General features: G+C 55.3%; 11 protein-coding genes, 1 tRNA gene, 1 pseudogene and 1 riboswitch. Of the genes and pseudogenes, 10 read left to right on the forward strand and 3 right to left on the reverse strand.

Going from position 1 to position 12,236, the window contains the following annotated elements:
* Positions 1–6 precede the first annotated feature (6 nt).
* Both YWK_RS0100620 and YWK_RS0100625 read left to right on the forward strand, forming a co-directional pair.
* Positions 7–573: an ECF transporter S component gene (locus YWK_RS0100620; protein ID WP_026963248.1), complete on the forward strand. Its 567-nt coding sequence runs from the start codon at positions 7–9 to the stop codon at positions 571–573.
* Complete coding sequence (locus YWK_RS0100625; protein WP_026963249.1) at positions 574–1,536, forward strand: P1 family peptidase; 963 nt, start codon at positions 574–576, stop codon at positions 1,534–1,536.
* Between the two features lie 55 nt (positions 1,537–1,591).
* On the opposite strand, the gene pheA is transcribed toward YWK_RS0100625, so the two are convergent.
* The gene (gene pheA, locus YWK_RS0100630) at positions 1,592–2,425 is read right to left on the reverse strand and encodes a prephenate dehydratase (RefSeq protein WP_026963250.1); all 834 of its coding nucleotides are present in this window, start codon (positions 2,423–2,425) and stop codon (positions 1,592–1,594) included.
* A gap of 305 nt (positions 2,426–2,730) precedes the next feature.
* Here pheA and YWK_RS0100640 point away from each other — a divergent pair, with 305 nt between their 5' ends.
* The 7 genes from YWK_RS0100640 to YWK_RS0100670 all read left to right on the forward strand — a co-directional run bounded on the left by YWK_RS0100640 (position 2,731) and on the right by YWK_RS0100670 (position 8,540).
* Entirely contained in the window at positions 2,731–3,216 is a 486-nt protein-coding gene (locus tag YWK_RS0100640) for a nitroreductase family protein (protein ID WP_026963252.1), read from the forward strand.
* Positions 3,217–3,274: 58 nt separating this feature from the next.
* Positions 3,275–3,427, forward strand: a complete 153-nt coding sequence (locus tag YWK_RS21720; protein WP_156908988.1) for a hypothetical protein — start codon at positions 3,275–3,277, stop codon at positions 3,425–3,427.
* Between the two features lie 135 nt (positions 3,428–3,562).
* Positions 3,563–4,399 carry an SDR family oxidoreductase gene (locus YWK_RS0100650; protein ID WP_245578463.1) on the forward strand — a complete coding sequence of 279 codons (837 nt, stop codon included), beginning with the start codon at positions 3,563–3,565 and terminating at the stop codon, positions 4,397–4,399.
* Positions 4,400–4,474: 75 nt separating this feature from the next.
* Entirely contained in the window at positions 4,475–5,158 is a 684-nt protein-coding gene (locus tag YWK_RS0100655; RefSeq protein ID WP_026963254.1) for an MgtC/SapB family protein, read from the forward strand.
* A 51-nt stretch (positions 5,159–5,209) separates the two neighbouring features.
* A tRNA-Gln gene (locus YWK_RS0100660) sits at positions 5,210–5,284 on the forward strand.
* 272 nt (positions 5,285–5,556) lie between these two features.
* The gene (locus YWK_RS0100665; RefSeq protein ID WP_245578464.1) at positions 5,557–7,137 is read left to right on the forward strand and encodes an acyl-CoA synthetase; all 1,581 of its coding nucleotides are present in this window, start codon (positions 5,557–5,559) and stop codon (positions 7,135–7,137) included.
* 107 nt (positions 7,138–7,244) lie between these two features.
* Positions 7,245–8,540, forward strand: a complete 1,296-nt coding sequence (locus YWK_RS0100670; RefSeq protein WP_026963256.1) for an MFS transporter — start codon at positions 7,245–7,247, stop codon at positions 8,538–8,540.
* Between the two features lie 140 nt (positions 8,541–8,680).
* Here the strand turns inward: YWK_RS0100670 and serC are convergent, their stop codons facing one another.
* Complete coding sequence (gene serC / locus YWK_RS0100675; RefSeq protein ID WP_051374832.1) at positions 8,681–9,781, reverse strand: 3-phosphoserine/phosphohydroxythreonine transaminase; 1,101 nt, start codon at positions 9,779–9,781, stop codon at positions 8,681–8,683.
* A gap of 16 nt (positions 9,782–9,797) precedes the next feature.
* Positions 9,798–11,408: a phosphoglycerate dehydrogenase gene (gene serA, locus YWK_RS0100680; protein ID WP_026963258.1), complete on the reverse strand. Its 1,611-nt coding sequence runs from the start codon at positions 11,406–11,408 to the stop codon at positions 9,798–9,800.
* 29 nt (positions 11,409–11,437) lie between these two features.
* Positions 11,438–11,523, reverse strand: a riboswitch (ZMP/ZTP riboswitch).
* Positions 11,524–11,727: 204 nt separating this feature from the next.
* Between serA and YWK_RS22775 the strand changes: the two are divergent.
* Positions 11,728–12,201 (forward strand): annotated as a pseudogene (locus tag YWK_RS22775) (patatin-like phospholipase family protein); the annotation flags it as partial.
* Positions 12,202–12,236: the final 35 nt, after the last annotated feature.

Here is a 12,236-nt window from a genome sequence, read left to right on the forward strand (position 1 = left end):
TTACATATGGAAAAAGGTCTCACAGTCCGTAGGATTGTCATTTCGGGCGTGCTCGGCGCCATCGCGATTTTGCTCGGGGTGACGAGGCTTGGATACATTCCGGTGCCAACGGCGGCAGGGAATGCGACCATCATGCATATTCCTGCAGTGATTGGTGGAATTATGGAGGGATGGCCGGTCGGCATGGTCATTGGCCTGATATTTGGTGTGTCTTCGTTTCTCAACGCGACTGTGCCACTGTTCAAAGACCCCCTCGTCGCCATTTTGCCGCGCTTGTTCATCGGTGTTTTCGCGTACCTCACCTACGTAGGATTGCGACGGGTGAACCCGTACTTTGCGATTGGTGCAGCTGGGTTTATTGGGTCCGCATCAAACACCATCCTGGTGCTTGGGATGGCCGTGCTCCGCGGCTACATGACCTTCGGCGTCGCGGTAGGCGTGGCAATTACGAATGGATTGCCGGAAGCTGTCGTATCGGTGATTGTCACACTCGCAGTCGTCGCTTCTTGGATGAATCTTGGCACTCGGAAAAAGTCAAAGCTCTCCGACGACAACGCGGCGGGGGACAAGTAAATGACTGCAGGAAGCATCACAGACGTACCGGGAATCAAGGTTGGGCATGCGCACAACCATCGCGCGCTCACAGGATGTACGGTTGTCCTTACTGAGCAAGGCGCAGTCTGTGGCGTCGATGTCCGGGGCTCCGCCCCGGGCACCCGTGAGACCGATTTGCTGCAACCGACTCACATGGTGGAGCGGGTTCACGCCATTCTCTTGTCCGGGGGCAGCGCATATGGCTTGGATGCAGCCACAGGCGTCATGCAATTTCTGGAGGAACGTGGCCACGGCCTCCCCGTGGGAGTGGGTGTGGTTCCTATCGTCCCCGCAGCCGTTTTGTTCGATTTGGCCATCGGAAACGCGGACGTCCGCCCGGACAAAGAAATGGGGTACGTCGCGGCGCAAAACGCGTCTACAGATTGTGCTGCACAAGGTAACGTCGGGGCAGGCTGCGGCGCTACTGTAGGTAAGCTGGCCGGCCTTGAACGGGCGATGAAGAGCGGACTCGGTACAGCGTCGCGCACGCTGCCGAACGGTCTGGTCGTCGGTGCCATTGTTGCAGTCAATGCCGTAGGGGAAGTGCGACATCCCAAAACAGGCCAAGTCTTGGCAGCACCGCGCGACGACGATGGGAACCTGCTGGACAGCCTGGATCTTCTTGTGCGGATGGCCCATCCGCCAGTTTTTCCAGGCACGAACACCACGATTGGCGTGGTGGCATCGAACGCCAACCTGAATAAGGCACAAGCGACTAAGGTGGCACAAATGGCGCACGACGGATTGGCGCGCACGATTTATCCGGTGCACACCATGCTCGACGGTGACACGCTCTTTGCTGTGGCAACCGGAGGACTGGATGTTCCCGTCGACGTGGTTGGAGCCGTCTCGGCTGAGGTGCTGGCAGACGCGGTGGTGAACGCCGTGAAAGCGGCAGAAGCCGCTGGAGGACTCCCGTCTTACCAAGACCTGAAGCGATAGGACGGGCGTTCCTCCCGCGGCCACCATGCATTCTTTTCCCGAGGAAATTGTGGTTTTAACGGGGCCCAGGTTTCCATGCGGCAAAAGATCCAAGCACACGTACCTGGTGGTCAAACGTACGCAGGATGGACAACGACTTTTGCATGCGCTCGTCGTGTAGGCCCGCTTCCACGTCAAATGCGAACTGATAAACGCCAAGTTGTGTCTTCACGGGTCGGGAGGCAATCCAGGACAGGTTGAGCCCGAATGCGGCAAACACGTTGAGAATACTGGCTAGGACACCGGCGTGTTCCGTAGATGGGAGCACAAGTAACATGGTTTTATCGGCGGTGTCGGGTACAATTTCACCTTTGCGCAGCGTGAGAAAACGGGTGTGGTTGCTCGCAGCGTCTTGAATGTTGGAGGCAAGAATGGACAATCCAAATTTCTTCGCGGCCCAGGCCGATGCGACAGCACCTACGTCGGATCGGCCCGACGTCACAATCTCCTTGGCAGCCGCGGCGGTACTGGTGAAGTGACGCGTAGGCAGGCCGCGTTGCCTGATGAAATTGTGGCACTGGGCGAGGGCGGGGGGAATCGACCACACTTCCGTAACTTGGTCAATGCGAGTACCAGGCAGTCCAAGTAGCATCTGTTCAATGGGTAGAACGAGCTCGCCACAGACAAACAGTTCGCCGTGTCGCAGTAGCCCATCCAGGGCCACATTGACCGAGCCATCGATGGAGTTTTCAATCGGCACGATTCCGAACAAGACATCCTCATTCAATATGGCTTCCAGTACGTCCGGAATGGCGGGGCAGACCACCCATTCCACCGCTTGACCTTGAAAGAAACGAATTGCCGCCTCTTCGCTGAACGTGCCTTCGGGACCCAGATACGCCACTTTCATGTCAAAACCCTCCTTACAGATGGGAGCAATCCGCGTACCACGAATACGGGGATGATTTGTACAGCGTCTCGGTGGAGTCTATGTAAAGTCATGACGCCACAAGCACCTGGCTTCGAAGCAGTCAGCTTTTTGCCGGTGGATGGGAATGGCAAACAGATTCGCCATCGACAGCGTGGATCCCTCCCGGCGCCTGAACTTGTAGGCGTAGGTCAACTCGGACTTCGTGCAATCACTCTGCAGCCGGATGAAGACATCACACGCTGCATATCCATGGGGTACAATATCGGGGAAAGGAGATGTGGATGATGGAAGTCATGAAAGCCGTTGTGGAACGTCGCAATATTAAGCAGTTTAAGCCGGATCCCGTGGACCGAGACCAGCTGATGGAATGGTTGCAGGCCGCGAGTTATGCACCGAACCATCGCATGGCTCAACCGTGGGAAATCGTCTTCATTGGTCCAGAGACACGCGCGAAATTGAATCATAAGGCTAATTTTGGGGATGCCCCTGTCGTGATGGCGGTCTTATCGAAGTCCGCATCCACAGCCATCGACAGAGATGAAAACCTCATTGCAGTATCCTGCTTCATTCAGAATTTCTCGCTGATAGCTTGGGAGGCAGGCGTCGGCGTGCGTTGGACGTCCATTGGGTGGAAACCGGAAACGCACGAGATTCTCGGGGTTCCTGAAGGGTACGACGTGGTCGGCGTACTCGGCGTTGGTTACCCGGCAGAAGTGCCACAGCCCAAAGCACGAACCCCAATGGTTGAGAAGGTCAAATACTTGCCGTGACGCCGGGGCGTAGGGGATTCACTTTGGTGTGGACATGCTGGGAATGGGAGGGACATGGGTGCAGAGATTCGCTCTCTTTGCCATCCTGGTGATTGTGATGTTCTGTGCGGGATTTGTCCTCTCGAGCGCCTTGAACGCACATCAACGAGCGTCTTCGAAGGTAAGCTTCGACGCCCAGGCGCCGAGCTTCTCAGTGATACGGGAGATGTAGTCTACATACCGAACGTTGCAGGTATCGGGAGCGTTTGGCTCCCGATTTTTTGTACATCAAAACAGGATGGCGGCACTCGTTTGGAGAATTGTTCGAGGCTGGTACATCGGAGGAAGAGGAGGCGCTTAGTGGATTGTGTCTAGACGGAAAATCGTTTGGATTACAGGGACGTCCAGCGGATTCGGGCTGCTGGCAAGCATTGTGCTGGCGCAGGATGGGTGCGAAGTAGTAGCCACGATGCGCAACACGGAGAAGCAAACCGAGTTGATTCGACGGGCGAAAGAAGCTGCTGTCGCGGATCGGATCCACGTTCGGAAGCTGGATGTCACCTGTGAGTCGGACATCGCGTCGGTGGCCAAAGCGGTTGTGGACAGCTTCGGCCGTATCGACATCCTCGTGAACAACGCGGGCATCGCCGTTGGTGGGTTCGTAGAGGACGTGGCGATGGACGACTGGCGCAGGCAGTTTGAGACCAACGTATTCGGTTTGATTGCTTGTACAAAAGCGGTGATCCCGCACATGCGCGCGCAAAGAAACGGAACCATCATCAACATCAGCAGTGTGAGTGGGCGCATCGGGCTGCCCGCATTCGGACCGTACGCGGCTTCCAAGTTTGCGGTGGAAGGCTTTTCGGAGTCGTTGCGCCTGGAACTGTTGCCGTACAATGTGTACGTCTGCCTGGTGGAACCCGCCGCGTTCAAGACGAATATCTGGGAAACGAGTTTGGGAAACACGAGCATCCCTGCCTCATCCGCGTATCAAGAGCGCGCACTGCGCATGATGCAGCAAATCGAGCGTACGGCGCAGACGGCTGGCCATCCACATGAGGTCGCGAGGGTCATCCGCCACATTGCCCGCACGCCTCGACCGAAGTTGCGGTATCCGGTGGGAAAGGGCAGCCGATTGAGCACTGTTGCGAAGGCCGTGTTGCCGTGGCGCTGGATAGAAAATATGATTGTGAAGCGAATTTGAGCGGAGCGTTCTCGCGTCCAACGGCTGGTCAAAGCGGGGAGGTTGCGATAGAGTGGGCAGAGGGGGGAGCAGCTCGTGCTTCATCAGGACATCTTGAAGTTAGTCATTGCGGCCATCCTCGGCATCTTCGTCGGTTTGGAACGGGAGTTGAAGCGGAAGCCACTGGGATTAAAGACCTGTCTAGTCATTTCCGTGTCCAGTTGTTTGTTGACCATCGTCTCCATCGATACTGCCACCGCGACCAATGCCGTTTCCAGTGTGTTTCGCGCGGATCCGATGCGGCTGGCGGCGCAGATTGTGAGTGGCATTGGTTTTCTCGGCGCAGGTGTGATCCTGCGAAAGAACAATGAAGTGATTTCTGGACTCACCACGGCGGCCATGGTCTGGGCGTCGTCGGGGCTGGGCATTGCTGTGGGTGCAGGGTATTACGCGGACGCCGTCGTCGGCTTGTTACTGATTATTGTCAGTGTGGAACTGGTACCGTTTATCATGCGCCGAGTGGGACCGCAGGTGCTGCGCGAGAAGGAAGTGGAACTGCATCTTGTGATTCGAAGCAACGTCTCCATGAAAGATATTCTCTCTCGCATTCGCGTCATTGAGAGCCGCATTGAACGCATCAGGACGAATAAGGTGAACGAGGGGACGAGGGAAGTGACGTTGTCGTGTATTGTCCATGTCAACGTTCCGTTGACAGAGCTGTATCAAGCGCTGGAAACGCTCGACGGCGTGCTCAGCATAACCACAACGTCCGTTCATTGACTTGACAGGCAATCGGCATCCGTGGTAATTTACAACCTGTCGCTGGATTGATGGGGAGTAGCCAAGCGGTAAGGCAACGGACTTTGACTCCGTCATGCGAAGGTTCGATCCCTTCCTCCCCAGCCACAACGCATATTGGTTGCGTCATTGGATATCCTTAACGCAGCGGTTCAGCGAGGCCGCTGTGAAGCAGAAGAGCACCCTCTTGCGCAGGGTGCTCTTATTTTAGTTTCTCACCACACAAGACCTATGTTCTCTCCCAAATGAAAGGATGTAGACGGGTTTTTGTTTTCGTTATATTCTGAGAATAACACTGGATTCGCCCTATCATTCCAAGATATCAGTAGGGTGGCTGACGTTCTCATGCATAACGGAGCAGGATGCAGGGAGGGACCCATATGGCGGCCATGAACCTCGGTTATATGTTAAGCCGTTCGGCAGCAGCCTATCCAAACCATCCGGCCATCATTTATGGCGACTTGGTGTTGACGTACCGGGAGTTTAACGAGCGCGTCAACCGGGTTGCGAGCGCACTGCGCCAACTTGGCCTAGAACGTGGAGACCGGGTGGCTATCTTTTCGCCGAACCGCCCAGAGATCCTAGAGGTGCTGTTTGCGGCGTGGAAGGCTGGCCTGACAGCCGTACCGATGAACTTTCGCCTGCACCATGACGAGGTGCGCTACATTTTAAACCACAGTGAAGCCAAGGTTCTTGTGTTTGCGGGTGTGTATCAGGCGGATATCGACCGTATTGCTGGGGATCTCACCGCGACTCGTACTGCGGTTTGCCTGGATGGCTTGGAGAACAAGCGACACGGGAATTCTTTCACGGTGCTTGATTATCGCGAGCTGTTGGACTGTGGGGACGCCGCCGAATGGATGGCGCCGGTGGATGGAGACGACTTGGCTTGGCTTTTTTATACATCGGGTACCACGGGGCGACCCAAAGGGGCGATGTTGACGCACCGCATTCTTCTGCTGGTCGCTCTGAACGCCTGTGCAGACATTTATCCGTTTGCGCACGACGACATCGGGCTGCATGCGGCACCGCTTACCCATGGCTCAGGCATCTATGCACTTCCCATAATTGCGAAGGGGGGTACGAACGTGATCCTCGATGCCCCCCGCTTTGATCCGGAAACGGTGTTCGCTTCCATTGAAAAACACCGGGTCACCGTGCTTCCGTTTATGGCCCCGACCATGGTGAAGCGCTTGATTGAATCCGAAGCGCGCACCACATACGACTTGCGAAGCTTGCGATGCATCGTCTACGGCGGCGCACCGATGTACGTGGAGGATCTGGTCGCAGGATTGAAGGTCTTCGGACCGGTGTTTGCTCAGGTTTATGGGCAAGGGGAATGTCTGATGACGATTACCGGTCTCAGTCGGGAAGAGCACGACCTGAATCATCCTGCACGCCTTGCCTCTGCTGGTACTCCCCGTTTGGGGGTACAGGTGTGCATTCAAGATTCGGATGGCAACGCGTTACCCCCGGGGACCGTCGGCGAAATTACCGTTCGAAGTGACCTTGTGATGAAGGGATACTGGCGCAATCCGGAGGCTTCTGCCGAGGCGATGGTGAACGGGTGGTTGCGTACAGGAGATATCGGGTACATGGACGAGCAGGGCTACCTGTATATCTTGGATCGGACCAAGGACATGATTATCAGCGGTGGAAACAACATCTACCCTCGCGAGGTGGAAGAAGTTTTATTGCGTCATCCAGCTGTACAAGAGGTTTGCGTTTTCGGTGTCCCGGATGCGGAATGGGGCGAGGCGGTCAAGGCCATGGTTGTCTTGAGGCATGGGCACGCGGTTACAGAAGACGAGTTGATTGCGTTTTGTCGAAGTCAGCTGGCAAGTTACAAGAAGCCTCGGTCGGTAGACTTTGTCGAGGAGCTCCCAAAAAACGCCTACGGGAAGGTGCTCAAGCGTGACCTCCGCGCCAAGTACTGGGAAGGGCAGACACGCATGGTGTAGGTATGTATCTCAAGAGGCCGGGGGATGAGGATGTTGACGTGGCCGAGTGCATGACTGCTTCAGCATCACTGAACGGATGGATCTCGAACGGGAGGGGAGGAAGTCCTGTGAACAAAATCCGGGTCCTATTTGCCAGCATGGCTGGTTCAATCATTGAGTGGTACGATTTCTACCTGTATGGTTCAGCAACCGGCTTGATTTTTTCGACGCAATACTTTCCATCGCACGATCCAGCCATCTCACTGATTCTCGCCTTTTCCACCTTCGGTGCCGGTTACGCCGCTCGGCCTATCGGTAGTGTGTTATTCGGTCACCTCGGGGATAGGCTGGGGCGAAAGGCGACGCTCATTTATACGCTGGTCGGCATGGGATGCAGTTCAACGCTCATTGGTCTTCTTCCCACGTACAAGCAAATCGGTTTGCTTGCCCCAATCTTATTAGTGACGTTGCGGCTGATCCAGGGGATTTCCTTGGGGGGTGAATGGGGCGGAGCCATCCTCTTGGCAACAGAATACGCGCCGAAAGGAGTTCGTGGGCTTTATGGTTCGATTCCACAACTCGGGGTTCCTATCGGTTTGGTCACTGGGACATTAAGTTTTTCACTCCTCAGTCACTTGGGCACCAACGACCAGTTTATGACATGGGGATGGCGGATTCCCTTCCTCTTCAGTGTGGTGCTCGTAAGTTTAGCCATCTGGATCCGGAGTGGTATAGAGGAAACGCCCGTCTTTCAGGTGCAGAAGGAACGTGGCGATATCGCACGGCTGCCCATCGTTGAAGTCATCCGCAGCGATTGGAAAAACGTACTACGTGCCATCGGGTTGAAACTCGGTGACGGGTTCTTCAACGTGTTCTCCATGTCCTATGTGCTTACGTTTGCTACCGTATACTTAGGCTATTCTCGTAACACTGCTTTAAACGCCCTGACCATCGGTTCCGCTATCATGCTCGTCACCATCCCGATGGTGGGTTACATTTCCGATTTTGTCGGCCGGAAACGCATCTATATCGGGGGATTGATTCTTCTATTCCTTCTTTCGGTTCCTTATTTTTCGTTGATTGGCAAAGGGGCCGGCTGGTTTCACTTGATGCAGGCGGTCATGCTTGGAGTCATCTGGGCGGCGATTTTCTCTACACAGGGGACGCTTTTCTCCGAACTGTTTCCGGCTCGAGTCCGTTATACTGGTCTATCGGTTGGTTACCAGATCGCCGCAGCCATTGTTGGTTTTGGCCCACTGATGTGGACATCCATGGCCAAGGCGTATGGTCCATCGCCGTGGAAATTTGGTGGGTTCATGATGGTAGGGCTTGCTCTCAGCCTCACATTAAGCCTGTTTGCGTCTGGGACGAGACGTATGGCCTACTCGCGTACGAGGGACCCAGAAATCTCTACGAATTCATAGATCCACGATGAGCCTCGTCGTAGTGAACCGCTCTCCAGTGGAAATTGAAACATCCTTTCGGTACGAAAAATTGTGAGCCGCAAGGTGCCTTCGACCTTGCGGCTCAAGAATTAGGTGACCCTTCTCGTCATCAACCCTGATCAATGCTTCTTCTGAAACGCCCGCATGAACTCTGCCAAGCGTTCACAGGATGACACTTCCACGGCGTTGTAGAGCGAGGCTCGGAAGCCACCGACAGAGCGGTGTCCGGAAAGCCCGGAAAGCCCAGCTTCTTTCGCCTCGTTTAGAAACGCAGTCTCCAACTCCTTGGAGGCCAACCTGAATGTCACGTTCATCTGCGAGCGGCTCTCCGGATCAACAACGCCCTGGTAGAACCCATCGCTGTCGTCGATGGCTGCATACACGAGGTCAGCCTTCACTTTGGCTCTGCGTTCCATTTCCTGCACGCCGCCTTCTTCTTCCACCCATGCCAGGACACGCTCTACGGCGTGCACGGCAAACACCGGCGGCGTGTTGTACTTGGAATCGTTCTTCAAGTGCGTTGCATATTGCAAAATCTTGGGGACGCCGCTTGTCGACAGGCTTTCCACCCAATCCTTGCGGACAATCACCACCGTGACGCCGGCGGGGCCGAGGTTTTTCTGCGCGCCCGCGTAAATCAGATGGAAGTTCTGCACTGGGATGGGTCTCGACAGAATGTCGCTGGACATGTCTGCGACGAGCGGCGCTGACGTTTCGGGGAAGGTTCTCCACTGAGAGCCGACAATGGTTTCGTTGGATGTGATGTGAACGTACGCATCGTCTGGTGACGCAATGTCTGCGGAGAGACTTGGAATGGACCGATAGCCGACTTCCTTGCTGCTCGCCGCCACGCGTACCTTGCCCACCCGGCCTGCTTCATCGTACGCTTTCTCCGACCACTGTCCTGTCAACACGTACGCGCCGGTTCGCCCTTCTTGCAGAAAGTTCATGGGAATCATGGCAAATTGCAGGCTCGCGCCACCCTGCAGGAACAGGACGTCGTGTGTGTCGGGAATGTCGAGCAATCGTCGCAATCGCTCTTTCGCGCGCTCTTGAATCTGTTCATACGCGGGGCTTCTGTGACTGATTTCCAATACGGACAAGTTCAAATCGCCGTACTCTGCAGCATCCTTGCTGATTTGCTCAAGCACCGGGCCAGGAAGAGGGCCTGGACCAGCGCCGAAGTAATCCTTCCGAAGCTTCGTCTTCACTGTGTTCATCGTCTCCACCTCCGCGTTACAGTTCAATGGACCGGACTTGCACAAGATCTGGGATTTGGCGGACGCGTTCCACAATATCGGCCGGAATCGCTTTGTCGACACTCAGCAGCATGACCGCGTCGCCACCCTGTTCGTGCCGACCCACTTGCATCCCCGCAATATTGATAGCGGCATCGCCAATCAGCGTGCCAATCTTGCCAATCATACCAGGTTTGTCGCGGTGCAGGGTGTACAGCAGGTTGCCTTCTGGGGCGACGTCAATTCGAAATCCGTCAATTTCCACAATTTTGGGGCCATAGCCGTTGTACAGGGTACCGGAGACGGTATGCTGTTCTTCCTTCGTTGCGGCAGTGACGGAAATCATGTTGGTGAAGACTTTGCTGGATTGCCGCACTTCCCGCACATGAATGCCTTTCTCCTTAGCCACGACGAGGGCATTGATGAAGTTCACTTCGTCCGCGTACGTCTGTGCGAGCAAGCCCTTGAGGACGGTGCGTGTCAGCAAGGACACGTCGTGGTTCGCAATGTCCCCGGAATACGTGATGTCCACCTGTACACTTGGATGGAGCAGGAGCTGACCGACGAATTTGCCCAGTTTTTCACCAAGGGTCAGGTAGGGTTGAAGATTGCGCTTTTGTTCCTCCGTCATGGACGGCAGGTTCACCGCATTGCGGAAAGGCTTGTCAGTAAGAATGTTCACAACTTCCTCTGCGACGGCAACGGCCACCAGAGATTGTGCTTCTACCGTGGACGCACCGAGGTGGGGAGTCAGGATGACGTTCTCACATGCTCGCAACGGGTGATCCGCAGGCAACGGCTCTTGTTCAAACACATCCAGGGCGGCACCTGCGACCTTGCCGATTTGCAGTGCCTCCACAAGCGCTTTTTCGTCGATGATGCCACCGCGCGCGCAGTTGATAATGCGTACTCCGGGCTTCATCTTGTCGAACGCGTTGACGTCGAGGAGGTGGTGTGTCTCCTTCAGCAGCGGCGTATGGACCGTAATAAAGTCAGCATTGGCAATCGCTTCATCGAGGGTCACGCGTTGAATGCCGAGAGACTCTGCACGTTCGTCGGTGAGGTATGGATCGTACCCGAGGACGTTCATCTGAAAGGCGAGCGCACGCTTTGCTACCTCAGTGCCAATGCGCCCCATACCAACGACGGCCAGCGTTTTGCCGCGGAGCTCCACGCCCACAAAGCGTCCCCGAGACCATTTGCCGTCGCAGACGGAAACGTACGCCTGTGGAATGTGCCGTGCTAGAGCCAGCAACATGGCGAGTGTGTGTTCGGCTGCCGCAATTGTGTTTCCGTCCGGCGCGTTCACCACAACCACGCCTCGGCGCGTCGCAGCGTTCACATCAATGTTGTCAACGCCGACACCCGCCCTGCCGATGGCTCTCAGCTTGGCTCCGGCCGCAATGACTCTGTCTGTGACCTGGGTCTGGGAGCGGACGAGGAGGGCGTCTGCATCCGCGATTTCCTGCAGCAGCTCGGATTCGGAGAGTCCCGTCCGGACCACGATGTCGATGTTTCCGAGACGACGTAGCACTTGCAGACCTTCTTCAGCGATTTCGTCCGTGACCAGGACTTTCACAGTGACTCCTCCTTTGTATACATAGCGCATGATATACAAAACCTGGGCACGCTTCTGTAAAGAGGCGCCCAGGCGGTCGGCGAAATGTGTCATTTTGCACTCCCCGAGGGTACTCCCTCATGTTCCGCCAGTCGTGCAAAACGTAATGTTCTGAACGTTTGTAGTTAGCTTAGTCTGCCTATTGAAATGTGTCAAGAGGCAGACGCTGGCGTCGTCTATCAAAATTGCGTTTCTATGCCGAATGTAACAGAAATGATAGAATTTCGCGAACCTAACATCTGATGTTGGAACTCAAACATCCGCCCACACATATGATCCAGCACGTCAGATCACTGGTGCTGGTGGTTGTATGAATGACAACGAATTGCGTCTTGGTATTGCGCTTTGTGGAGCCGAACTGGCAGGAACTCTGCACGTCGGTGTTCTGTTTGCACTCGAGCGACTCGGAATACGACCGACACACATTGCAGGCACGAGTGCGGGTGCCTTGGTTGCCTCGATGTACGCTCATGGATACAGATTCGATGATTTTAGAAGAGCTGTGAAAAAATTCCCGGGTCTGTTGCTCTTGGACTATGGGTTTCCTATGGTATCGTCGATGTCAAATCTGGTTCGGCACGCTTGGAAAGGGAAGGACGTCTCCGCACCGAACGGAGTCTTTCGGGGTAAACGACTGCAACGATATGTGAAACGGATTCACCACAATCGATTACCCAAACTTCCCTACTACGTGGTCGCTACAGACTTGTACACGACAAACACTGTCACATTCACGAATGATTCTCACTGCATTCAAAAGGGATATGCGGAACAAAGCACTGACCTTATCAAGGAGATTTGCGGTAGCTGTTCGATTCC

The organism is Alicyclobacillus pomorum DSM 14955, assembly GCF_000472905.1.
GTDB lineage: Bacteria > Bacillota > Bacilli > Alicyclobacillales > Alicyclobacillaceae > Alicyclobacillus_A > Alicyclobacillus_A pomorum.

Coding starts and splice junctions, on each gene's coding strand:
- YWK_RS0100620 (WP_026963248.1), top strand. CDS start 7: ATGGAAAAAGGTCTCACAGTCCGTAGGATTGTCATTTCGGGCGTGCTC.
- YWK_RS0100625 (WP_026963249.1), top strand. CDS start 574: ATGACTGCAGGAAGCATCACAGACGTACCGGGAATCAAGGTTGGGCAT.
- pheA (WP_026963250.1), bottom strand. CDS start 2,425: ATGAAAGTGGCGTATCTGGGTCCCGAAGGCACGTTCAGCGAAGAGGCG.
- YWK_RS0100640 (WP_026963252.1), top strand. CDS start 2,731: ATGGAAGTCATGAAAGCCGTTGTGGAACGTCGCAATATTAAGCAGTTT.
- YWK_RS0100665 (WP_245578464.1), top strand. CDS start 5,557: ATGGCGGCCATGAACCTCGGTTATATGTTAAGCCGTTCGGCAGCAGCC.
- serC (WP_051374832.1), bottom strand. CDS start 9,781: ATGAACACAGTGAAGACGAAGCTTCGGAAGGATTACTTCGGCGCTGGT.
- serA (WP_026963258.1), bottom strand. CDS start 11,408: ATGCGCTATGTATACAAAGGAGGAGTCACTGTGAAAGTCCTGGTCACG.